Raw genomic sequence first — 23,908 nt, 5'->3', positions numbered from 1 at the left:
GCACGCCCCGTCTCTTGGATGGAATCCTTAAATCGAATTCATGAGCCGCTTTGGGGAAAGGTGCCGATTGTACTGTGAAGATACCGTGCATCGCCTGTGACCTCAAGGCGAGAGCGCGGTAAGGCCCCAGGTCAAGGCAGTGATTCGAGCCACTGGTCGATGTCCGCTTTGTCGTCGCATGCTGCGGAGTGTCGTGTTCCGCGGCTTCTTGGTGATCAAGTGTGAATTCAAGCCACGACCGCGTGTTTTCCGTCAAGGCTCGGGCGGTTCGTCAAGGGTTGACATTCTTTACTGGCGCCATATTTAGTCATCCCTTACAACTTTCACAGGATGGGCCGGGTTGTGTCCGTCCGGGGGTGGGATCGAGGGGTGGGGTGTGCGTACGCGTACACGATCGGCGGGGCTACCGGTCGTTCTGGCAAGCGCTTTCGTCGTGGCAGTAGGGCTTGTCTCGCTTGGGTCGCCCCAAGCCGCAGCTGCCACATGCACGGCAGGAACAGCGACCGACTTCAACGGTGACAGCGTTGTGGACACGGTCATTCCGGACCCGAACGCCACAGTGAGCGGGGCCAAGGGAGCAGGCCTGGTGCGTGTGGTGCTCGGTGGCGGCAAGGGCGTCTTCGAGATCTCGCAGGCGACCACCGGCATGGACGCCACCCCCGAGGCCGGCGACCACTTCGGCTTCTCCCGCTCGACGTACGACGCCGACGGCGACGGCTGCACGGACCTGGTGGTCGGCGCCCCGTACGAGGACGTCGCGAAGGACGGCACTCAGCTCGTCGACGCCGGGGCGATCTATGTGATCCACGGCATGCCCACCGGTATCGGTGCGGGCTCCGCGATCGAGGGTTACACCCAGACACAGCTCGACGCGACGACGACCACAGAGGCGTACGACTGGTTCGGCTACGCGGTGAAGGCGGGTGACACCTCCGGTGGTGCGCCCTACCTGGCCGTCGGAGTGCCCGGCGAGAACGTGACCGTGGACGGCAAGACGTTTCCGGACGCCGGCTGTGTCGAGTACGTCCAGGGAACGACGAAGGTCCCGGTGAGCCAGAAGGATCCGGGCGTGCCCGGCGAGGTCGAGGCGCACGATCGCTTCGGCTACTCACTGGCCGGTACGAACCGGTACCTCGCGGTCGGCACGCCGGGCGAGGCGATCGGAGGGAAGACCTTCGCGGGTGGTGTCACCGTCTTCAGTCACACCCTGTCCGGCGGCCTGCCCGCCCCGCTCGTGGGTATCGACCAGGACGCAACGGGCATTTCCGGTGTCGCCGAGACGGGTGACAGCTTCGGCTCCTCCCTCTCGATGGCGAGCTACCGGCCCAGCAACCAGACGTACAACTCCGACGCGCTTCTGGCCGTCGGCACTCCGAGCGAGGACATAGGGGCCACGGCTGATGCGGGTGGCGCCACGGTCATCCGGATCCAGCCGTCTGGGGCGTACACGGAGCTCGCGGCGATCGACGCCGACGTCACCGGTGTCGAGGGCGCCCCGATCGCCGGGGACTTCTTCGGCCAGCGGGTGGCGATCGCTAACACGAACACGAACGTCGTCACGAGCACTTCCACTGTCCGCCTCGCGGTCGGTATCCCCGGCAACAACACGTCGTCGGTCAAGGATGTGGGCGCGGTCCAGATCTTCAGTCCCCTGGACGCGTCTGTCGGCTCCTCGGACAAGATCCTCACCCGCGGCTCCGGCCTGCCGGGAACGGCCACCGCTCGTGACTACACCGGCATCGCCCTGACCGCGGGGGCCACCAACCTCTACGTCGGCGTGCCCTACAGCAAGGCCTCCGGTTCCCCGAAGGGCGCGCTCTACGTCCTGCCGTGGACGGACATCGACGGCGTGACCAGCACCGGCACCACCACTTACCTGCCCGGCTTGGGCGGGCTGCCCGACGCGGGCGAGGCGTTCGGAGCGATCGGATGAGCGGCGGTTCGGGGAAGAGGAAGCACAGCACGATGAAGCTCCGAAAGAGCGGCAGACGCCGTACCGTCGCCGTCGCCACGGCCCTCGCGGCCCTGCTGACGACCGGTATGAGCGGTGCACCCGCCGCCGATCAGGTAGCCGTCACCGCGGACAAGCCCGTGAGCAAGGCCACCGACACGACCGACCCGGCGCTCACCCAGGCCGCGGCGCAGGCCAAGGCCGCGAAGTCCGGTGACCCGGTCGAGATCCTGAGCCTGCGCGACGAGCGCAGCACCACCGTCGCCAACCCTGACGGCACCTTCACGACCACCGAGTACGTCCAGCCCGTCCGCACCCGCCAGAATGGCAAGTGGACGAAGATCGACACCACGTTGGTCGAGCAGAAGAACGGGACCTACGCACCCAAGGCCGCGCTCGCCGCCATGTCGTTCTCCGGCGGCGGCGACACCACCTTCGCCGAGATCGAGAAGGACGGGCACGCGCTCTCCCTCGACTGGGTGAAGGAGCTGCCCAAGCCGAAGATCGACGGCTCGACGGCGACGTACGCGAACGTCCTGCCCGGTGTCGACCTCAACGTCACGGCGAATGCCGAGGGCTTCTCGCACGTGCTGGTGGTCAAGAATGCGAAGGCGGCGGCCAACCCCGAGCTGGCTGAGCTCGAACTGTCCGTCGACACTTCGTTGTTGAAGGTGGAGGAGAACGCGGACGGCGGTCTGACCGCTACCGACACGGGTTCCGGTGGAACCGTGTTCGAGGCACCGCAGCCTCTGATGTGGGACTCGGGGAGCGGCGCAGAAGCGCCTGCGACCGCCGAGCCGTCGGTGTCCCCTACCGCCTCGGAAGTCGCAGACCCGGACGCGGTCACGCCCCCCGACGGTGCTCAGGTCGCCGACGTCGCCGTAGACGTCTCGTCGGACACGATGACGCTGACGCCGGACGCGGACCTGCTCACCGACAAGGACACGGTCTACCCGGTCTACATCGACCCCGTGGTGAAGACCGCCAACCGCACGGGTTGGACGATGGTGTCCTCGTACTACTCGTCAGCCTCGTTCTGGAAGTTCGACGACCACGAGGGCGTGGGCCGCTGCCCGTCCGACGTGTCCGCGCTCTGCGCCGCCAACGTGGACGTCAAGCGTCAGTTCTTCGCGATTCCGACCGGGACGTTCGAGGACAAGCACATCGTCAGCGCCGAGTTCGCGGTGACCCAGGTGTTCACGTACAGCTCCTCCGCCCGCGAGGTACAGCTCGCCCGCGCCAACAGTACGGGCGCGAGCGCGATCAACTCGTCGACGAACTGGGCCAACCAGCCGTCCTCGAAGGAGACGATCGCAACCAAGTCGCCTACGGAGACGGCGGGTTCGTGCACGTCGACCAACCAGAACGTGCGCTTCGGAGTCACGAGCACCGTTCAGAAGGCCGCCGACAATGGTTGGGACACCACGACGTTCCGTCTCAAGGCGGGCAGTGAGTCTGACACGTCGTTCTGGAAGCGGTTCTGCGGGAACGCCCACCTCGAAGTGACGTACAACCGGCCGCCGTTGGAGCCGAACCAGAGCGATCTGAGCATGGTCCCAGGTGATACCTGCGAGTACGGCCATGCCACCGACCACTACGTGACCGACCCGCCGACCCTCTACGCCGTCATCAAAGACTATGACCACAACGACACCCGTTCCAGCTCCGAGTCACTGCAGGCGCAGTTCAAGGTGTGGTGGACCACCAGTTCCGGTGAGGTCGACCACTACGCGACGACGGTGAAGCAGTCCTCGACGGGCACCGGACAGACCGGCCAGGCCACCTTCAAGTACACCGTGGGCGATGACGTCGACGGTGATGGTGAGGCTGGCTTCTCCATCCCGCAAAACACCACCATCGCCTGGTCGGTACGTGGCTACGACCAGGTGTCCTATGGCGCTTGGTCCAGCGAAGGTACTCAGACCCGCTGCGAGTTCATCTACGACAACACCAAGCCCAAGTCCGCCACCATCACGTCGACGGCCTACCCGGCCGACGACGCTTGGCACGTGGGTGTCGGTGACTATGGCGACTTCACCATGGACTCGCCGGACGCGGACGTGACGGCGTACTCGTACTACTTCACCGGCCCACAGGCCGACAACACGAAGAAGCCGGTGACCCCCTCGACGACCGGCGGGCCGGCGACGATCCGCTGGATGCCGCCGAACGAGGGTTCCTACACCCTCCACGTCACCGCCATCGACGGTGCCGGCAACCCGCAGAAGACGCCTACCGCCTATGTCTTCCTGGTCAGCGACGGCCGCGCGCCCGTGGCCGGCTGGACCCTCGGCGACGCCAAGGGTGCCACCAAGGCCGCTGGCAGCAGCGGCGCACCCGACGCGACCGCCGGTTCCGGCGTGACCTTCGGCGTCGAGGGCCCCCTCGGTTCCACCGACACCGCCGCCTCCTTCGACGGCACCGAGAACGCCTACCTCGACGCGGGCGCGTCCGCCGTCGACACCAGCCACACCTTCTCCGTCAGCGCCTGGGTAATGCTGCCCTCGCTGCCCACCGAGAACGTCACCGTCGTCAGCCAGGACGGCACCGCGCAGCCGGGCTTCGAACTCGGCTACGACGTCGACACCGCGTCGTGGACCTTCCGCACCCCGGTCAGCGACATGGAGTCACTCGGCACCTGGAAGGTCTCGGGAGCGGCGGCCGTCAAGGGCAGTTGGACGCACCTCATCGGGGTGTACGACGCCGAAGCAGGCGATGTCGGCAAGATGATGCTGTACGTCAACGGAAAGCTCGTCGCCACTGACGTCCAGGCGCGGCGCACCACCTGGAACGCCACCGGTGCTGTGCAGATCGGCCGCAAGCTCTCCCTCGACGGCTACACCAACTACCTCAAGGGCAGTGTCGCCGACGTCAAGCTCCACGACCGGGTGATCCCGGAGGCCGAGGGTCAGGAGCTGGGTGGCATCCAGCCCCATCAGCTTGCGTACTGGCAGCTGGACGGCGCGACGGCCGCCGTCTCGCCGGAGACGGGAGGCGGTACCGGTCTGACGCTGGGCGGCGGCGCCTCCATCTACGTACCCGACGAGTCGTGCGACCCCGAAGCCGACCCCGACTGCGTTCCTCCAGCGGCACCTCTCTGGGGCGACGGGCACCTGGCTCTGAACGGAACCAGCGCCTACGCCACCCGTGCGACCGGACCTCTCTCGGCCCAGGACAGTTTCACGCTGACCGCCCGCGCCCGGCTCGCCTCGGCGAACTCGACGAAGGACCAGACGGTGCTGTCGCTGTCCGGCACGAGGGGCAGCGCGATCAAGGTGAAGTACCTTGCCGCCAGCAGCCGTTGGCAGCTTGTCGTGACTGGCGCGGATGCGACGGCCCCGGTGACCAGCACAGTCCTCGACAACGGGGACTTGCCCAGCTCGGAAGGTGACGGCGACCACCTGGCGCTGGTCTACAACGCGGTCTTCGGCGACGTGCTTCTGTATGTCAACGGCATCGCGGTGGCCGACGCTCCCTGGGACAACACCTGGGACTACAGCACGACGAAGCTCCAGGTCGGTCGGACGCTGACCGGCTCGACCGCGAGTGAGTACTTCTCCGGCGCGGTCGACGAAGTGCGTATGTACCAGGGGCCGTTGGATGCCTCTCTGGTGACGCTCGTGGCGGTCATGCCGTCCGGCGCCAGCATCGACGAGACCTCGGCATAACACCTGGACGTGTGGGCGGGTGGCTGATCAGCCACCCGCCCACACGTATTCCTGCCCTTTTGCTCCTCCGCATCCCCCGACTTCCATGGAGATGTCATGTCCTCGCCCCCCTGGTTCCGGTCTGCCAGACCGGCCTGGCGCAGTGGCCGCCGACGCGCCGCGCTGCTCCTCGGTCTGGCGCTGTCTATAGGTCTGTTGCCGCAGTACGCCCCCGAGGCGTCGGCGGACGAGGGCCTGACCAAACCGAAGACCCAGACCAACCTCGACGACCCGGTCCGCGGCAAGAACGTCAAGGCCAAGGCCTTCAAGAGGGTCGACGCGGCAGAGAAGGCCGCCGTCAAGCACGCCGACAAGGTGCATTGGCCGAAGGCGGGCAGCGCCGAGGTCGCCCTCTCCGGCAAGGCCGCCAAGGCCAAGGGCCTGCCGGTTACGGCGAAGGCGGTTGGCGGTAAGAAGGGCGCCGGGTCGGTACGCGTCGAGGTCCTCGGCCGTAAGGCGGCCAAGGCGGCGGGCATCGACGGCGTCCTGTTCACACTCGCCCGCACTGACGGCGAGAGCGCCAAGGGTGATGCCCAAGTCTCCCTGGACTACTCGGACTTCGCGGACGCCTACGGTGGCAGCTACGGCTCCCGCCTCCGGCTCGTCCAGTACCCGGAGTGCGTACTGACGACGCCGAATAAGAAGGGCTGCTCGACGCCGACGTACCTGAAGAGCAGCAACAACACGGCGAAGCAGACGCTGACAGCGAAGGTGAACGCGGCCGGGGACACCTCCGGTCCGTCCAGGCAGCTGCTCGAAGCGACGTCGAGCACCTCATCGGCCACCGTCCTCGCGGCCACCGCGAGCACCGGGGGTGGCGGTGGCGACTACACGGCGACCCCTCTTTCTCCTTCCTCGCAGTGGAGCGTCGACACCAAATCGGGCGCGTTCACCTGGTCGTACCCGATGAACGCGCCGCCCGTCCCCGGTGGCCTGCAGCCCAGCGTGAGCCTCGGCTACAACTCCCAGTCGATCGACGGCCAGACAGCGACCACGAACAACCAGGGATCGTGGGTCGGCCAGGGCTTTTCCTACGAGCCTGGCTACATCGAGCGCAGGTACAAGCCGTGTGCCGATGACGGTCACGACGACACGAACGGAGACGAGTGCTGGGCTTTCGACAACGCCACACTCGCCCTCGCGGGTGGCGCCTCTGGCGAGATCATCAAGGATGACACCACTGGTGCGTGGCGGATCAGCAGTGACGACAACTCCAAGGTCGAGCACCTGACCGGCACCACGAATGGTGACAACAACGGTGAGTACTGGAAGGTCACGACCGCCGACGGCACCCAGTATTTCTTCGGCCAGAACCGACTGCCCGGTTACGCCAGCGGCAACGAGGTGACCAACTCCACCTGGACCGTCCCGGTGTACGGCGACGACTCGGGTGAGCCCTGCTACAACGCCACGTTCGCCGACGCGTACTGCACGCAGGCCTGGCGCTGGAACCTCGACCACGTCATCGACCCGCACGGCAACGCCATGTCGTACTTCTACGGCACCGAGACGAACTACTACACGCAGGGCCTGAAGACCACCGAAAACGGCAAGTCGTACATCCGGGGCGGCTACCTCAAGCGCATCGACTACGGTCAGCGCGCCGGCAAGGTCTACTCGACCCAGCCCGCCGCCCGTGTCGTCTTCACCACTGCCGAGCGCTGCATCGGTTCCCTGACCGACTGCTCGACCTCCGCCCTGACGGACTCCACGGCCGCCGACTGGCCGGACGTCCCCTGGGACCGAAACTGCAAGGCTGACACCAAGTGCGCCGGGCAGAACTCGCCGACGTTCTGGACCCGCAAGCAACTCACCAAGATCACCACGCAGATCCGTACCGGCGATTCCACGTTCAGCGCTGTCGACGAGTGGAGCCTCGGGCACGTCTACACCGACAACGGCGACAACTCCAAGTCCCTGTGGCTGAACGGCATCGACCACACCGGCAAGGTCGGCACTGACGTCACCCAGCCGTCCGTCGAGTTGTACGGCAAGCAGTTGGCGAACCGGGTCGACACGACCGGCGACAACATCCAGCCGTTCTACCGCTTCCGGCTGTCCGCGGTGAAGAACGAGACCGGCGGCGTCCTCAGCGTCAACTACGCCGACACGCAGTGCACGACGAGCAGCCTCCCCGCCGAGGACTCCTCCGCCAAGCGCTGCTTCCCGGTGAAGTGGAACCCGCCGGGCGCGACCGACCCGATCGTGGACTGGTTCCACAAGTACGTCGTCGACTCGGTCATCGAGACCGACCTGACCGGCGACAACCCCGACAAGGTCACCAAGTACACCTACCTCGGCGACGCGGGTTGGCGGAAGACCAGAGCGGACGGCATCACCAAGTCCGAGTACCGCACGTGGGGCGACTGGCGCGGCTACGGCAAGGTCCGAGTCGAGACGTCCGACGGCACCAACTCCGCCTCCAACACCAAGACCGAGCACGTCTTCTTCCGTGGCCTCGACGGCGACGTGAACAAGGACGGCACCACGCGCTCCGCGACGGTCACCGACTCCAACGGCGTCTCGTACGACGACTCCGACTGGAAGGCCGGCCAGGAGCTGGAGACGATCACCTACAACGGCTCCGATGTCACGCAGAAGTCCGTGACCGAGCCGTGGACCGCGGTGACCGCGACTCGGGTGAACGACTGGGGTACGAGCTACGCCCGCTACGTGGCGCCGGAAACCACCAACACCTACATTGCGTTGGGCGGTGGAACCTGGCGGAATCTGAAGTCGATCACCAGGTACGACGCCACCACAGGGCGCGCCAAGTACGTCAGTGATCTCGGTGAGGTCGGTGTCGCCGACAACCAGTGCACCCGGCCCGAGTACGCGGACAACGCGAGCCTGCACATGTACACGTACGTCTCTCGCACCGAGACGGTCGCCGTGGACTGTGCCACGACCCCCAAGCGTGCCACGCAGGTCATCTCCGACGACCTGACGTACTACGACGGCTCGACCACGCTCGGCGCGGCCCCGACCAAGGGTGACCCGACCACCGCCAAGCGCCTCTCCTCGCACGACGGCACCACGGCGACGTACCAGACGACCGCCGTGACCACGTACGACGACTACGGTCGCCCGCTGGTGGTGAAGGACGCGGAGACCTACACGTCCTCGACCGCGTTCACCTCCTCCACCGCCTACACGGACACCTACGGCCTGGCCACGAAGTCGACGGTCACCAACATCGACGGTTGGACGACCTCGACGGAGTACAAGCCCCAGTGGGGCCTGCCGAGCGCGAAGGTCGACCAGAGCGGCAAGCGCACCGAGCTGGCATACGACGGGCTGGGCCGCCTGACCTCCGTCTGGCTCCCGGACCGCATCGGACTGACCCCGTCGATCAAGTACGAGTACCTGGTCCGCAGCGATGACGCGCCCACCGCGGTCCACACGCAGAAGATCGAGAACGACGGCACCTCGTACGGCAGCGAATGGTCGCTGTACGACGGCCTGCTCCGGCCCCGCCAGGAGCAGACCGAGGGCGCGAACGGCGGCCGGATGGTCGCGGACACGCTCTACGACGGTTCCGGCCGCGTGGTGAAGGTCAACGACACCTACTACACATCGAGCGCCCCGTCCTCGACGCTCTTCAAGCCGGTGAACGCCGACCTCGACGCGCAGACGGTGACGGAGTACGACGGCGCGAGCCGTACCACGGCCTCGGTCTTCAAGGTCCAGGGCACGGAGAAGTACCGCACGACGTACGCGTACGGCGGCGACCGCGTCACGACCACCCCGCCGACGGGTGGCACGAAGACAACGGTGATCACGGACGCCCGTGACCACGCGACAACCCGGATCCAGTACCCCACCGGAGGTGCCTCGGTCACCACGACATACGGGTACACGGCCGCGGGCCAGATGAACAAGGTCACGGACAACGCCGGGAGCGTCTGGACGTACACGTACGACCAGCTGGGCCGCAAGAAGACGGCGGTCGACCCCGACACGGGCACGTCATCCTTCACGTACGACGTGCTGGACCGCCAGACCTCGGTCACCATCAACGGCGACAAGACGTCGACGAAGTACGACGAGTTGGGCCGGGCGGTATCAACCTGGCAGGGCGAGGCCGACACCGGCACCAAGCTGTCGGTGACAAAGTACGACACGCTCGTCAAGGGCGAGCTGTACGGCGTCTACACGTACAAGGACGGTGCCGTCTACTCGTCGGTGACGTACCCGACGCTCGACGCGGACAACGACTACAAGCCGGTCTCGACGAAGTACTACCTGTCGAAGACGGCGGAGCCGGAACTGGGCGGCACCTACGAGTTCACCACCCAGTACAACGACGACGGCACGGTGCAGGGCCAGGGCCTGCCCGCTACGGGTGACCTGCCGGCCGAGGCGCTCGGGTACGCGTACGACGACCTGCAGCGCCCGGTTGGTCTCAACACCTCGCTGACCGGCGGAAGTTACGTCACGGACGTGTCGTACTCGCCGACGTCGAACCTGGAGCAGTTGGAGCTCTCCACGGGCGTTTCGGGCACCCCGAAGTCCTGGCTGACGAACACCTTCGAACAGGGCACGGATCGCCTGACCAAGTCGCGGGTGGACGTGGAGGGCGCATCGAAGGTCGCGTACGACGCGGACTACACGTACGACGCGAGCGGCAACATCCTCTCCATCGCCGACACCCCGACCGGCGGCACGAACGACGTCCAGTGCTTCACGTACGACGGGCTGAGCCGCCTGACGAACATGTGGACGTCGTCGGTGTCGCCCAACGGAGCGTCGGGCACGGGCAGTACGGACGCGTCGTGCTCGTCGGGGGCCTCGTCCTCGACGGTGGGCGGAGTGTCCCCCTACTGGACGGAGTATGGCTACGACTCGGCGGGCAACCGCACCAACGAGGTGCGGCACGGCCTGAACGGTGAGGGAACCGCGACACGTACGTACGCGTACGGCGCGACCGGCGGTCCGCACACGGTGTCGTCGGTGACGGAGAAGACCGCGGCCACGAGCACCACACCGGAGGTCACGTCCCAGGACACGTACACGTACGACGCCTCGGGCAACACGAAGACCCGCGTCCTGTCCGGCGATACCCAGTCGCTGGACTGGGACAAGACTGGCGAGCTGGCGACGGTCACGAACGCCGACGGGAAGGTGACGTCGTACAAGTACGACGCGTCGGGTGAACGCATCCTGCAGAACACCCCGGATGAGAAGACGTTCTACCTGCCCGGCACGGAACTGCACCTGGACAAGGCGACGTCGAAGGTGACGGCGACCCGCTATTACTCGTTCGCCGGCCAGACGGTCGCGATGCGGGAAGCGGGCGGAGTGCACTTCCTGGCGTCGGATCACCAGGGCACTGCGGAGCTGGCGGTCGACGCGACGACGGGCGAGACGACCCGTCGCCGCACGGACCCGTTCGGCAACGCGCGTGACGAGTCCACGTCCTCGTCGTCGGGCTGGGTCAACGACAAGGGCTTCGTGGGCGGCACGATCCAGAAGTCCACGGGCCTGACCACGCTGGGGGCACGCGAGTACGACTCGGACACCGGCCGCTTCATCTCGGCCGACCCGGTCATCAACTTCGACAACCCGCAGCAGATCAACGGCTACGCCTACGGCAACAACAACCCGGTCGCCAACGCCGACCCCAGCGGCACGTGCGCGGACATCGACTGCCCGACCCGGCCGTGCCAGCTCTGCGAGAACACCACCCCCGGCCACGAGCCGGGCGCGCCGAAAGTCTCGCAGAACGCGGCTGCCGCCGGCGTGACGCTGGCTCAGGCCATCGGCTACTCCTCCGCCGCTGCGGTCAAGAAGCGCGCGGCCCAGGCCGAGGCGGACGCGGCCAAGCAGCGCGCGATAGCCATCGCGAAAGAACTAGCGTCAATCGTCGCGGACGAACTAGGCATCACAGACGCACTGGACTGCTTCACGACCGGAAGCCTGGGTTCGTGCGGCGCGACTGCCGTCAACATCGTCTCGTCGCTCATCAGCGGTGGTCCGATCGGGCGCCTGGCATCGAAGTACTGGTACCGGCTCGACAAGGCGTATGCCCTAGGCAAGCGGATCTTCGGCCTGGGCGAGAAGCTGTGGGACGCCTTCAAGGGCTGGAAGCGGAGCAAGAAGGCCGCGGACAAGCTCGAAGATGTCGCATCGTGTGCAGTGAAGAACAGCTTCACCCCCGACACCAAGGTGTTGATGGCCGACGGATCGACGAAGAAGATCAAGGACGTCGATATCGGCGACAAGGTCTTGGCCACCGATCCCGAAACCGGCGAGACGAAGACTGAAACGGTCACCGCCGAGATCAAGGGCACCGGCCTCAAGTACCTCGTCAAGGTCACCATCGACATCGACGGCAAGAAGGGCAACAAGACGGCCTCGGTCACGGCGACCGACCGTCACCCGTTCTGGGTCCCGGAGCTCGATGAATGGATGGACGCCACTGACCTGAAGCCAGGGGAGAGGCTGCGCACCAGCGCCGACATGCACGTCCAGATCACGGCGGTCGAGCGGTGGACGACGCTTAAGGCGACGGTTCACAACCTCACCGTCGGTGAGCTGCACACGTACTATGTGATGGCGGGCGCCACTCCGGTTCTGGTTCACAACTGTCCTGCAGGTGGCGATGATGCCGCTGAAGAGATGATTCGGATGCGGCATTACACGAATGCGCGGGGCAAGGCGGGAATTGTCCAGAGCAAGGTCATCAGGGCAAGTGACCAGAACAAAGTCTTCCTCGTTCCAGCGAAGGGAAAGCCAATGAGTCCTCGTGATGCCGAGGCCACGCTGGGGATCGGTCGAGGCAGGGGAAATCACGTGCTCGAATTCGACGTCCCGGCTGGCCGGGTTCGATCGAGACATAATTCGACAATGGGTGTCACTGAATGGGTCGCTGATGGCGATCTAGCGGTCGATAATATTCGAGTAAAAAGGTGACAGATGTGACTCAGAGCATCCCAGTAGAACTGGCGGGATTCACCACATTGTTCCAGGACTTGGAGGAGTACGTAGTCTCCCTGGATCGGGTGCTATCGCGCATCGGGGCAGGAGAAGACCCCCGCATACTCCTTGAATATGTGGTGGAGTACGGCCTCCCAGCGCGACTCGCTCGAGCCCGTGGATTTGTTGGCGATTCCCTGGAAGAAATAATTGGAGCGGCGGCTCTGGAGGAAATCGCCGAACAGGTAGAGGGGTACAGGGACCAAAAGTGAGGCGATAGCCTCGTTGAGATTCTGACGGATCTCAGGAGGCCCATAGGCGGTAGCGCTGGTGGGCCTTCCCTGGTTCAGAATCTGTGGCCCCGCCGGGAAGCTTCCGACGGGGCCACAGAGGTATCTGGCGACAGTAGTTGACGGCAGCGTTCAGTGGCCGGTGGCTTCGTACAGTGGATGGGTCGGCGCCGTCGTCGCGCTGGAGGCGGAGTCGGACGTGGGTGTAGATGGTGGCTGTGACTCCGATCTGGGCGTGGCCGAGGAGTTCCTTGATGGCGACGAGGTCGATGTCCTGTTCCAGGAGGCGGCTTGCGGCCGAGTGTCGGAGGTCGCGGAAGCGGCTGCGGCGGAGGCCAGCTTTGCGGAGGAGAGTGTTGAAGGTCCGGGTGAGGTTGGCCGGGGCGATCACTCTTCCCTGCGGCGTGGTGAACACGTACCAGTCGCGCCGCCACTTGGTGCCTGCCGTGTCAAGGTCGTGATGCTGCTCTTCGTGGCGATTCAGCAACTGGAGCGGCGGGCGGGGAGGGCGATGCGGGCGCTCGGAGGCCCGAGTCTTGGTGGGCAGAGTGCTGAGACCGGCTTCGTTGGTGCGCTGCAATTTGGTCCAGCGGTACGGGTGATCTCGCTGCTGGCCTATGTCGGCGATGATCGGTAGGAGGGGTGACGCGGGCGCGGGTGGCGGGCTCGCAGGTTGGATATCAGTGCGGCGAGCTGGGGTTGGGCGGTGGTGAGGATGGTTTCTGGTTCGTCGCTTTCGCGGAGGAGGATCGTTCCGGCAGGGGTGGTGGCCACGTATACGCAGGCGGAGCCTTCCTCGCTGTATGTGGACTTCTGCCAGGTGTGGTCCGTCATAGGGCGCCTTTCGTCAGAGGTTCTGGGCGATGCGGTGGATGAGGTCGCGGGATGTGTCGGGCTTGAGGGCTACTTTCTCCATGCGGTCGAGAATTAGCCGGTACTTCTCCAGCTGTCCGGCTGCGTCGACGAGTTCGCTGCCATGAGCGGTGTCGACCTCCACCGTGTCGAGCGCGGTCACAGGGCCATGGGCGTAGTCCACCGCGTGCCCGGTGGTGGGGAACGACGTGCCGTCGAAAGGGATCACGCGAAGGTTGATACCTGGCTGTTGGCTGATCTCGGTGAGGTGGTCAAGCTGGGTCTTAGCCACCTCAAGACCGCCGAACTGCATGCGTAGAGCGGCCTCGTGGACGATCGCGGTGTACGGCACTGGCTGCTCGCGGTAGAGGATGGCCTGGCGCTTGATGCGGTGCGAGATGCGGTACTCGATTTCGTGCGGGCGTAGCGAAGGGACTACTTCGCGGAAGAGCGCTCGAGCGTGTTCTGGTGTCTGCAGCAGGCCGGGGATGTTGATGACCTGGGTTACTCGCAGGGCCGTGGCGTGATGTTCCAACTCGGCGAGGTCGAGGAGGCGGGGTGGGAGGGTGTCTCGGTACTCCTCCCACCAACCGCGTGTGCGGTCGGCCGCCATTTCGGCGATGGCGTCGACCAGGGGCTGGTCCGTGCAGCCGTAGATGTGGGCGAGGGTGCGTACGCGGTCGGCGCTCACGCCGAAGCGGTTGGCCTCGATGTTGCTGATTTGAGCAAGCGAGGTGCCCAGGGCGCTGGCGGCTTCGACGGCGGTCATGCCTGCCCGTTCGCGTAGTCGGCGAAGCTCAATGCCGATGCGGCGGCGGCGCGCTGATCGGGCGCTCCTTGGTGCCATGTCCTCGCTCCGTTCCGTACGCCTGGTTGGGCGGTCACCCACACGAAGGAAATCCATGTAGGTTTTGCTGGATTCCGCAAAACGTACATGGATTGCAGCCTACGGTGAGTCCCAAGCCGCTCAACTCCCCCCCGCCAGTAAGCCGGAAGCGCCCCGCGCTGCCCGCAACGCACGCGATATGCCACCGCCCGGCCGGGCGGCGTCGAGCGAACCCAAGTACCCCCACCGCAGGAGGCGTTCATGGTCACCGTATCGCCGTCGAAGTCCGAAGCGTCCGCATCTTGGGCGTACGCCCTCCAGTTGCCGCACGATCCACTGGCCCCGCGCATCGCCCGCACCACCCTGCGAGCCGTTCTCTCCGGGCACGGTCTGCCCCACATTGCCGACACCGCTGAGCTGTTGACGTCCGAACTCGTCACCAACGCCTACCGGCACTCCACCGGCCCCGCGACCCTCCGCCTCCGCGCCCTGCCCGGCGCACGCCTGCGGGTGAGCGTGTGGGACGCGAACCCGCACATCCCACCTCCCTTCGACAGGCACGCCAGCCCCCTTCCCTCCATCCCCACCGGGGCAGACGGTGGACGCGGATTGTTCCTCGTATGCCACTACGCGGACGCGTGGGGCGGCTACCCGCTCGGGGACGATCTCTTCGGGCAGAGCGGCAAGCTGCTGTGGTGCGAGCTGGGGCCGCACCCCGCCGACGGCGCCGCCGTCGCATGAGGGCGGCTGGGCGGCGGGCGTCGGGAACGGCGCGACGATACCGTGGAGACAGCGACACGCCCTGTAATCAGCGGAGGACCGCGGTGACCACCATGAGTGAGCGTCCGACAGCCATAGACGCTCCTCCGTCCGGAGCCTTCGAGGACATGCTCCGGATCGTCGAGGAACTGGACACACCTGACGGCTACAAGGCCGAGCTCATCCGGGGGAAGATCGTCGTGTCGCCGTGGTCGAAGTTGCGCTATCTGCGTCCGATGCGCAGGCTGCGCACGCAAGTCGAGGCGCATGCCCCGCAGGGGCACGTCACGGAGACATCGCCGTTTCTGTTCGTGTTTCCCCCTTCCGGGCGCGGTCTCGGGCCGGATCTCTTCGTTGCTGACGAAGCCGCCTTCGACGCCCAGGGCCGTCACGCCGACGGTTCGGCTCTTTCCCTGGTGGCCGAGCTGACCTCCGACTCGACCAAAGACGCCGACTGGCTCGACAAGCTGGACACCTACGGGCGGGTCGTGCCCGTGTACCTGGTGCTCGACATGCAGGTGGAGGAGGTCACCGCGTTCTGGGACCCCTCCGAGAAGGGGTACCGGTCGCGGACCACCGTCCCCTTCGGGGAACCGCTGCACGTGCCCGTGCCGTTCGACTTCGAGCTCGACACCTCGGGGTTCGCCGCACGCCCGGACGCCGAGGAAGCCGGTCACAAGATCGGGCATGGGATCGGGCCCGAGATCGTCCGCGAGTGATCAACCCGTGACCCTCGCACCCCCAACCCCCTGATCAGCGGGTTTGTTGCCAGTGATCGCTGGCGGGGTGTGGGGGGAGCGTGAAAGCGCGTTACCGGCGGGTACCCAAACCGGCCGCCCCGGCATACTCTCCCCCTCATGAAGGACTCGACGGACTCGCAGGCCGCGACCCAGGCACAGACCGGTACCAACCCCCTCGCGCCGGCCCCCGCGGGCGCCCGCACCGCCGCCGACGTGGTGACGCCCGAGCTGGTGGCCCAGCTCACGAAGGGGGTGGTCGGTTCCGGTCGTACGGCCAATCACACGCCGTTCACCGGGGAGAAGCTGGCCGATCTGCCCGAGTCCACGCCCGAGGACGTCGCCACGGCGTTCGAGCGGGCCCGTACGGCGCAGGTCGGCTGGGGCGCGACCTCCGTACGGGAGCGCGCCGCCGTGCTCCTGCGCTTCCATGACCTGGTGCTCGCCCGGCAGGCCGAGGTACTGGACCTGATCCAGCTGGAGACGGGCAAGGCGCGGCTGCACGCGCACGAGGAAGTGCAGGCCGTCGCCGTCGCCGCCCGGCACTACGGCCGCCGGGCCTCCGCCTATCTGCGGCCCAAGCGGCACGCCGGTGCCATGCCCACGCTCACGCGCGTCACCGAGCTGCGCCACCCGCGCGGCGTCGTCGGCCAGATCGCGCCCTGGAACTACCCGCTCGAACTGTCCGTCGGCGACGCGCTGCCCGCCTTCGTCGCGGGCAACGCCGTCGTCATGAAGCCGGACACCGAGACCTGCCTCACCGCCCTGTGGGCGCGCGACCTGCTCATCGAGGCCGGGCTGCCCGCCGAGGTCTTCCAGGTGGTCATCGGCGACGGGCCGGTTGTTGGGCCCGAGCTGGTCAAGTACGCCGACTATGTCTCCTTCACCGGGTCGACCCGGACCGGGCGCGAGGTCGCGCAGGGCGCCGCCGCCCGGCTCGTCGGCGTCTCCCTCGAACTCGGCGGCAAGAACGCCATGGTGGTCCTGGCGGACGCCGACATCGACAAGGCGGCCGCCGGTGCCGTCCGCGCGTGCTTCTCCTCCGCCGGTCAACTCTGCATCTCCATCGAGCGGTTGTACGTCCACGAGTCCATCGCCGACGCGTTCGCGGAGCGGTTCGCCGCCCGCACCAAGGCGATGCGGCTCGGCAAGTCCCTTTCGTACGGCGCCGACATGGGCTCGCTCGTGGGGGACCGGCAGCTGGAGACCGTGACCCGGCACGTGGAGGAAGCGGTCGCGAAGGGGGCCACGGTGGTGGCCGGCGGCGTTGCCCGCCCGGACATCGGCCCGTACTTCTTCGAGCCCACCATCCTCGACGGGGTGGAAGCCCCCATGGCCGTATGCACCGAGGAGACCTTCGGGCCCGTCGTCTCCCTCTACCGGTTCAAGGACGAGGACGAGGCCGTCCGGCTCGTCAACGCCACGCCGTACGGCCTCAATTCGTCCGTCTGGACGAAGGACGGGCGGCGCGGCCGGGAGGTCGCGGCCCGGCTGCGCACCGGCACGGTCAACGTCAACGAGGGCTACGCGCCCGCGTACGGCAGCGTCCAGTCGCCCATGGGCGGCATGAAGGACTCCGGCCTCGGCCGCCGCCACGGCTCCGAGGGCATCCTCAAGTACACGGAGGCCCAGACCGTCGCCCAGCAGCGGCTGCTGCCGATGGCGCCGTCGCTCGGCATGGACGACGAGAAGTACGCGGCGTTCATGAGCCGGAGCCTGCGGCTCATGAAGGCCTTCCGGTTCAGGTAGCCAACCCAGGGGCGCGGGGAACTGCGCGAGCAACCACAGACGGCCCGCAGCGAATCTCAATGAGGAGATCACGTGTCGCAAGACGCCTACGACTACGACGTCCTCGTCGTCGGCTCCGGCTTCGGCGGGTCCGTCACCGCCCTCCGGCTCACCGAAAAGGGTTACCGGGTGGGCGTGTTGGAGGCGGGCCGCCGCTTCACCCGCGACTCCCTCCCCAAGAACTCCTGGGACATCAAGAACTATCTCTGGGCGCCCAGACTCGGGATGTACGGCATCCAGCGCATCCACCTGCTGGGGAACGTGATGGTCCTCGCCGGCGCGGGCGTCGGAGGCGGCTCCCTCAACTACGCCAACACCCTCTACGTACCCCCGAAGCCGTTCTTCGAGGACCCGCAGTGGAAGGACATCACCGACTGGGAAGGGGAGTTGAAGCCGTACTACGACCAGGCCCGGCGGATGCTCGGCGTACGGCTCAACCCGACGATGACCCCCTCGGACGTCCATCTCAAGGCGGCCGCCCAGCGGATGGGCGTCGGCGACACCTTCCACATGGCGCCGGTGGGCGTCTTTTTCGGTGACGGCGAGGACGCCGACGGCGCGGCGAAGGCGAAGCCCGGCGCCGAGGTCGCCGACCCGTACTTCGGCGGTGCCGGACCCGCGCGCAAGGCCTGCACCGAGTGCGGCGAGTGCATGACGGGCTGCCGCCACGGCGCGAAGAACACCCTCAACGAGAACTACCTGCACCTCGCCGAGAAGGCGGGCGCCGTAGTCCACCCCATGACGACCGTCGTCTCCGTCACCGACGACTCGCAGGGCGGGTACGCCGTCCAGACCCTGCCCACGGACGAGAAGCGCAAGGGCGAGGGTCGGCTCTTCAAAGCCCGCCGGGTCGTCCTCGCCGCCGGCACGTACGGCACCCAGACCCTGCTGCACCGCATGAAGTCCGGCGGCCAACTCCCGTACGTATCAGCCAAGTTGGGGGAGCTGACCCGTACCAACTCCGAGGCCCTGGTGGGCGCGCAGACCGACCGCCGCCGCTACCGCAAGGCGACCGGAGAGGCGTCCGTCGACTTCACGCGCGGAGTCGCCATCACGTCCTCGATCCACCCCGACGAGAACACCCACATCGAACCCGTCCGCTACGGCAAGGGCTCGAACTCGATGGGCGGCCTGTCCATCCTCCAAGTCCCCTACACGGAGGGCTCGTCGAGGGTCATCGGCTGGCTCGCCAACGCCGCACGGCACCCCCTCCTGGTCGCCCGCTCCCTCTCCAACCGCCGCTGGTCCGAACGCACCATCATCGGCCTCGTGATGCAGTCCCTGGACAACTCCCTCACGACGTATCTGAAGCCGAACGGCGCGGGCAAGGGGCTGCTGACTGCTCGTCAGGGGCACGGCGCGCCCAACCCCAAGCAGATCAGGGCCGCTTCGGAGGCCGCGTCCGCCATCGCCGCCGAGATCAACGGCTTCGCCGGCAGCAACGTGGGTGAGCTGATGGGCACTCCGCTCACCGCGCACTTCCTCGGTGGCTGCCCCATCGGCGCCAGCGCGGCGGAGGGCGTCATCGACCCGTACCACCGGCTGTACGGCCACCCCGGCATCTCCGTCGTCGACGGCGCCGCGGTCTCCGCGAACCTCGGCGTCAACCCGTCGCTCACCATCACCGCGCAGGCCGAGCGTGCGATGTCGTACTGGCCCAACAAGGGCGAGACCGACCCGCGTCCGGCGCCCGGGGCGGCGTACGAGCGCCTCAAGCCGGTGGAGCCGCGCACCCCCGCCGTCCCCGCCGACGCCTTCGGCGCGCTCAAGCTGCCGTTCCTGGGGATGCCTGCGGTGCCGCCGAAGCCGTAGCGCCCGCGACATGAGGACATGAAGAAGGGACCTGCGCCCCCCTCCGAGCGCAGGTCCCTTCTTCATGTACGAGCTATGCCTTACGCGGTGGCGTCGCCCGACTTGCGGCGACGGACCACGAACACCGCACCGGCACCGGCGACGACGGCGATGCCGCCGACGAGGCCGATGGCCGGCAGAGCGGAGGAGGAACCGGTCGCGGCGAGCGAGCCGGTGGCCTCGACGGACTTGGCGTCCTCGATCGGCTTGCTGCCACCGGTCTGCGGCTTCGCGTCACCCGGGTCGCCCGCGTCGGAGCCGGCGGCCAGGATGTCGAAGAAGTAGATCCAGCCGCTCGGGTCGTTGGCGACCCAGCAGCCGTCGTCGTCCGAGTACTGGGCGAAGCCACCCGTGACGCCGATCGAGTCCGGCACCTTGCCGCTGACCTTCAGGCGCAGCTGGTACGAGGTCGACTGGCCGCCGCCGAGGGAGAACGGGGTGAACGTGCCACCCTCGCCCGCCGCGCCCGCGACCTCGTGCCACGTGCCGGAGGCCTTGTCGAGGACCTGCACGGTGATCTGGCCGGAGTAGTCCTTCTCGTCCTCCCAGCCGATCGCCGCGACACCGATCAGGGGCGCGATGTCCTTGATCTTGTCGTCGCCGTGGTTGGAGACGTTGAAGCGGAAGTTGGTCCAGCCGCTGCCCGCGACGATGGTGTCCGGCAGGCCCGACAGGCTGCTGCTCAGGTCGTCGCTGACCTCGGTGAGGTCGTTGCCGTCCTCGTCGACGCAGATGTCGCCGCCGTCGCCGGTGCTCTCGCTCGGGCTCGGCGAGGCGGTGGCGGTCGAGGAAGAGGAGGCGGACGCGCTGGCGCTGCTCTCGTCGGACCCGGGAGTGGTGTCGTCGGCGGCCGGGGTGGTGTCGTCAGCGGCGGGAGTGGTGTCGTCCGCCGCGGGGGTGGTGTCGTCGGCGGCCGGGGTGGTGTCCTCGGCCGCGGGGGTGGTGTCGTCGGCGGCGGGAGTGCTGTCCTGCGCGGCAGGGGTGCTCTCCGCCACGGTCGGCGTCTCGTCGCTCGCGAACGCGGCCGGCGCCGACAGCAGGGCCAGCGGGGCTATGACAGCCGTCGCGGCCGCGGCGGCGAAGGCACGGCGAAGCTTCATGAAGACCTCGGGAAGTCCGGTGTGCCACGTCGTCGCAGCACGCGAATGGAGGAGGCCTCCGCGTGTGGGGCGCGGGTGTGGCCGTTGGTTCTGCAGGTGTGACCGGTGAAGTCCGAAAATGGTTGTCCTCGGACTCACGGAATCTTTATGTGGGGTGGGTCACATGAGGTTCATGAATGTTCATGAGGCTGATGTGAGTGGTGTGGCAAAAGCGAAGGGCCCCGCGGGACGGATCCGCGGGGCCCTTCTCCGTCAGCACCAGCGTCAGGGCAGCGCCGGTGCCTGGGAAGCGGCGCCGGGGGGTTGCGCCGCTGGTTCGCGTACCACCGGTGCGCCGTCGGTCGCCGCCCCGGCGCGCACGGGGCGCGCGCTTGGTGTGGACCAATGGCAGTCAGGCAGTGGAATGCGAGGTTCTGTTGTGGGACTTGGGGGTTGAGGCTCGGGGTGCGAGCTTCTCTCACGGCTGCCCGAATATCCGGCAGCACGGTTTGTTCTTGCATCGTGCTGGATGGGCCGCGGCCTACGCAACCGTTTCGACCGCCTCTGAACAGATTCCGCCGGTCGGCCCCGAGCGTCCCCGGAGCCGACCGTTCTTGAGTGACCGGGCTGCTGTCCCCTGCCGTCCGGTCACAACTCTGGAGCGAGGTCCCACGACACACGGCACGATCCGTACGTCTCATCGCTCCAGCGAAGCCACGCGTGGTTTTTTCGGGCCCGCCCCTGGCTGACACGGACATCGGGACCAACGAAGCCCCCGGCGGGCCGGTCACGCGCCGTACGGGTGAGAGCGCGGCCGAACTCAGATACGACCCCGGCACAGCTCGAGCAGGATCATCGCCAGCGACGTGCCGGGCTTGCCGAGGGCGTCGCTGTAGTGGCTGAGGACCTCCATCTCGCGGGAGAGGTTCACTCGGCGGCCGCCGGAGGAGATGCGGGCCTCCTGGATCACGGCGGAGACGGCCATGCGTTCCTGGAGGAGGCCGATGATGCGGTCGTCGAGGGCGTCGATCCGCTCGCGCGCGCCGCTGATCACGTCCGCGGCCGCGTCGGTCCGGGCGCCGGTCTTGTCGAGTACGTCGCTCATGGTGGGGCTCCTCGTGAGGTGGGGTGCCCCGGAGCGGCAAGGTCCGGAAACGGCAGACGCCCCGGGCCTTGTCGGCCCGGGGCGCCTGGGAAGTCGCTTGTCAGTTGCTCAAGCAGCACGACCATGGCAGCCGGTGGGCCGGTTGCCATAGGTAAAGACGTAGGTCTGGTGCGTGAGCATGGGGCCAGTATGCCCGGGCGGGCGGACGCCTCCAAGTCGGTTCGGATGGTGAGACGCCCTCGCCGGGACTCTCCTCCGAGACCCTCTCCCGGCTCCTCCGAGACCCTTTCCCGGCTCCTCCGAGACCCTCTCCAGGCTCTTCCGAGTCCCCCTCCCGGCCGCTCCCCGAACCCCCCTCCCGGCCTTTCCCCGGACCCTCAGCCGTGGGATCCGACCAGGCCCCCCGCCACTCCCCGTTAGAATCGACAAAACAGACCCCCTGCCCACCGCCGGAAGGCAACCCGTGTCATCAGCGACTCCCGCTGCCGCCACCCCCGACACCGTCCTGGTCGTCGACTTCGGTGCGCAGTACGCCCAGCTCATCGCCCGTCGAGTCCGCGAGGCGCGGGTCTACAGCGAGATCGTGCCGAGCACCATGCCGGTCGCCGAGATGCTCGCCAAGAACCCGGCGGCGATCATCCTCTCCGGCGGCCCCTCGTCCGTGTACGCGGAGGGCGCCCCCCGCCTCGACCGCGAGATCTTCGAGGCCGGCGTCCCCGTCTTCGGCATGTGCTACGGCTTCCAGCTGATGGCCACCAGCCTCGGCGGCACGGTCGACGACAACGGCGCCCGCGAGTACGGCCGTACGCCGCTGACCGTCTCCAAGCCGGGCTCCACCCTCTTCGAGGGCACCCCCGACGAGCAGTCGGTGTGGATGTCGCACGGCGACGCCTGCTCCGCCGCCCCCGAGGGCTTCACGGTGACCGCGTCCACGGACGTCGTCCCGGTCGCGGCCTTCGAGAACGACGAGAAGAAGCTGTACGGCGTCCAGTACCACCCCGAGGTGATGCACTCCACGCACGGCCAGCAGGTGCTGGAGCACTTCCTGTACCGCGGCGCGGGCCTCACCCCCTCCTGGACCACCGGCAACGTCATCGACGAGCAGGTCGCCGCCATCCGCGAGCAGGTCGGCGACAAGCGCGCCATCTGCGGCCTGTCCGGCGGCGTGGACTCCGCGGTCGCCGCGGCCCTCGTCCAGAAGGCCATCGGCAACCAGCTGACCTGCGTGTACGTCGACCACGGTCTGATGCGCAAGGGCGAGACCGAGCAGGTCGAGAAGGACTTCGTGGCCGCGACCGGCGTCCAGCTGAAGGTCGTCGACGCGGAGGAGCGGTTCCTCACCGCCCTCGCCGGGGTCTCGGACCCCGAGCAGAAGCGGAAGATCATCGGCCGCGAGTTCATCCGGGTCTTCGAGCAGGCGCAGGCGGAGATCATCGCGGACGAGGGTCCCGAGGTCGCCTTCCTCGTGCAGGGCACCCTCTACCCGGACGTCGTCGAGTCCGGTGGCGGCACCGGCACGGCCAACATCAAGTCCCACCACAACGTGGGCGGCCTGCCGGAGGACCTCGAGTTCAAGCTCATCGAGCCGCTGCGCAAGCTCTTCAAGGACGAGGTCCGGATGGTCGGCCAGGAGCTGGGGCTCCCGGAGGAGATCGTCCAGCGCCAGCCCTTCCCGGGCCCGGGCCTCGGCATCCGTATCGTCGGCGAGGTCACCAAGGACCGCCTCGACCTGCTCCGCGAGGCCGACGCCATCGCCCGCGAGGAGCTGACGGCCGCCGGTCTCGACCGCGAGATCTGGCAGTGCCCGGTCGTGCTGCTCGCGGACGTGCGCAGCGTCGGCGTCCAGGGTGACGGCCGGACGTACGGTCACCCGATCGTCCTGCGTCCCGTGTCGTCCGAGGACGCCATGACCGCCGACTGGTCGCGGCTGCCGTACGACGTCCTCGCGAAGATCTCGACCCGGATCACCAACGAGGTCGCGGACGTCAACCGAGTCGTCCTCGACGTGACGTCGAAGCCGCCGGGCACCATCGAGTGGGAGTAGT

14 protein-coding genes are annotated in these 23,908 nt (G+C 67.5%); 9 read left to right on the top strand and 5 right to left on the bottom strand.

Features of this window, described 5'->3' with window-relative positions:
• Positions 1 to 526: 526 nt before the first annotated feature.
• The 4 genes from AB5J56_RS18230 to AB5J56_RS18215 all read left to right on the top strand — a co-directional run bounded on the left by AB5J56_RS18230 (position 527) and on the right by AB5J56_RS18215 (position 12,848).
• Entirely contained in the window at positions 527 to 1,933 is a 1,407-nt protein-coding gene (locus AB5J56_RS18230) for an integrin alpha (RefSeq protein ID WP_369233807.1), read from the top strand.
• A 32-nt stretch (positions 1,934 to 1,965) separates the two neighbouring features.
• Complete coding sequence (locus AB5J56_RS18225) at positions 1,966 to 5,619, top strand: LamG-like jellyroll fold domain-containing protein (RefSeq protein WP_369233806.1); 3,654 nt, start codon at positions 1,966 to 1,968, stop codon at positions 5,617 to 5,619.
• Between the two features lie 96 nt (positions 5,620 to 5,715).
• Positions 5,716 to 12,573: an HYD1 signature containing ADP-ribosyltransferase family protein gene (locus tag AB5J56_RS18220; RefSeq protein WP_369233805.1), complete on the top strand. Its 6,858-nt coding sequence runs from the start codon at positions 5,716 to 5,718 to the stop codon at positions 12,571 to 12,573.
• Positions 12,574 to 12,578: 5 nt separating this feature from the next.
• A complete protein-coding gene (locus tag AB5J56_RS18215) occupies positions 12,579 to 12,848 on the top strand; it encodes a hypothetical protein (protein WP_369233804.1) in 270 nt (89 codons plus the stop codon).
• Between the two features lie 31 nt (positions 12,849 to 12,879).
• On the opposite strand, the gene AB5J56_RS18210 is transcribed toward AB5J56_RS18215, so the two are convergent.
• The 3 genes from AB5J56_RS18210 to AB5J56_RS18200 all read right to left on the bottom strand — a co-directional run bounded on the left by AB5J56_RS18210 (position 12,880) and on the right by AB5J56_RS18200 (position 14,565).
• Positions 12,880 to 13,257, bottom strand: coding sequence for a tyrosine-type recombinase/integrase (locus AB5J56_RS18210; RefSeq protein WP_369242626.1), 378 nt, complete (start codon positions 13,255 to 13,257; stop codon positions 12,880 to 12,882).
• A 224-nt stretch (positions 13,258 to 13,481) separates the two neighbouring features.
• A complete protein-coding gene (locus AB5J56_RS18205; protein WP_369233803.1) occupies positions 13,482 to 13,700 on the bottom strand; it encodes a DUF397 domain-containing protein in 219 nt (72 codons plus the stop codon).
• 13 nt (positions 13,701 to 13,713) lie between these two features.
• A complete protein-coding gene (locus tag AB5J56_RS18200) occupies positions 13,714 to 14,565 on the bottom strand; it encodes a helix-turn-helix domain-containing protein (RefSeq protein WP_369233802.1) in 852 nt (283 codons plus the stop codon).
• Positions 14,566 to 14,805: 240 nt separating this feature from the next.
• Here AB5J56_RS18200 and AB5J56_RS18195 point away from each other — a divergent pair, with 240 nt between their 5' ends.
• The 4 genes from AB5J56_RS18195 to AB5J56_RS18180 all read left to right on the top strand — a co-directional run bounded on the left by AB5J56_RS18195 (position 14,806) and on the right by AB5J56_RS18180 (position 19,640).
• A complete protein-coding gene (locus AB5J56_RS18195; RefSeq protein WP_369233801.1) occupies positions 14,806 to 15,285 on the top strand; it encodes an ATP-binding protein in 480 nt (159 codons plus the stop codon).
• A 92-nt stretch (positions 15,286 to 15,377) separates the two neighbouring features.
• A complete protein-coding gene (locus AB5J56_RS18190) occupies positions 15,378 to 16,022 on the top strand; it encodes a Uma2 family endonuclease (protein WP_369233800.1) in 645 nt (214 codons plus the stop codon).
• Positions 16,023 to 16,160: 138 nt separating this feature from the next.
• A complete protein-coding gene (locus AB5J56_RS18185; protein ID WP_369233799.1) occupies positions 16,161 to 17,789 on the top strand; it encodes a succinic semialdehyde dehydrogenase in 1,629 nt (542 codons plus the stop codon).
• Between the two features lie 72 nt (positions 17,790 to 17,861).
• The gene (locus AB5J56_RS18180) at positions 17,862 to 19,640 is read left to right on the top strand and encodes a GMC oxidoreductase (protein ID WP_369233798.1); all 1,779 of its coding nucleotides are present in this window, start codon (positions 17,862 to 17,864) and stop codon (positions 19,638 to 19,640) included.
• A gap of 80 nt (positions 19,641 to 19,720) precedes the next feature.
• On the opposite strand, the gene AB5J56_RS18175 is transcribed toward AB5J56_RS18180, so the two are convergent.
• Positions 19,721 to 20,779, bottom strand: a complete 1,059-nt coding sequence (locus AB5J56_RS18175; protein WP_369233797.1) for an LPXTG cell wall anchor domain-containing protein — start codon at positions 20,777 to 20,779, stop codon at positions 19,721 to 19,723.
• 799 nt (positions 20,780 to 21,578) lie between these two features.
• A complete protein-coding gene (locus AB5J56_RS18170) occupies positions 21,579 to 21,863 on the bottom strand; it encodes a chorismate mutase (RefSeq protein ID WP_369233796.1) in 285 nt (94 codons plus the stop codon).
• Positions 21,864 to 22,326: 463 nt separating this feature from the next.
• On the opposite strand from AB5J56_RS18170, the gene guaA reads away from it, so the two are divergent.
• Complete coding sequence (guaA, locus tag AB5J56_RS18165; protein ID WP_369233795.1) at positions 22,327 to 23,907, top strand: glutamine-hydrolyzing GMP synthase; 1,581 nt, start codon at positions 22,327 to 22,329, stop codon at positions 23,905 to 23,907.
• Position 23,908 lies beyond the last annotated feature (1 nt).

Origin of the sequence: Streptomyces sp. R21, assembly GCF_041051975.1 — a bacterium.
In the GTDB taxonomy this organism is placed as follows: domain Bacteria; phylum Actinomycetota; class Actinomycetes; order Streptomycetales; family Streptomycetaceae; genus Streptomyces.
The sequence above is the reverse complement of the archived record's forward strand: the minus strand, read 5'-3'. Positions and strand labels throughout refer to the sequence as shown.

Excerpts from the sequence above, each read along its gene's own strand:
- AB5J56_RS18225 (WP_369233806.1), top strand. The coding sequence starts at position 1,966 with ATGAAGCTCCGAAAGAGCGGCAGACGCCGTACCGTCGCCGTCGCCACG.
- AB5J56_RS18220 (WP_369233805.1), top strand. The coding sequence starts at position 5,716 with ATGTCCTCGCCCCCCTGGTTCCGGTCTGCCAGACCGGCCTGGCGCAGT.
- AB5J56_RS18205 (WP_369233803.1), bottom strand. The coding sequence starts at position 13,700 with ATGACGGACCACACCTGGCAGAAGTCCACATACAGCGAGGAAGGCTCC.
- AB5J56_RS18200 (WP_369233802.1), bottom strand. The coding sequence starts at position 14,565 with ATGGCACCAAGGAGCGCCCGATCAGCGCGCCGCCGCCGCATCGGCATT.
- AB5J56_RS18195 (WP_369233801.1), top strand. The coding sequence starts at position 14,806 with ATGGTCACCGTATCGCCGTCGAAGTCCGAAGCGTCCGCATCTTGGGCG.
- AB5J56_RS18190 (WP_369233800.1), top strand. The coding sequence starts at position 15,378 with ATGAGTGAGCGTCCGACAGCCATAGACGCTCCTCCGTCCGGAGCCTTC.
- AB5J56_RS18185 (WP_369233799.1), top strand. The coding sequence starts at position 16,161 with ATGAAGGACTCGACGGACTCGCAGGCCGCGACCCAGGCACAGACCGGT.
- AB5J56_RS18175 (WP_369233797.1), bottom strand. The coding sequence starts at position 20,779 with ATGAAGCTTCGCCGTGCCTTCGCCGCCGCGGCCGCGACGGCTGTCATA.
- AB5J56_RS18170 (WP_369233796.1), bottom strand. The coding sequence starts at position 21,863 with ATGAGCGACGTACTCGACAAGACCGGCGCCCGGACCGACGCGGCCGCG.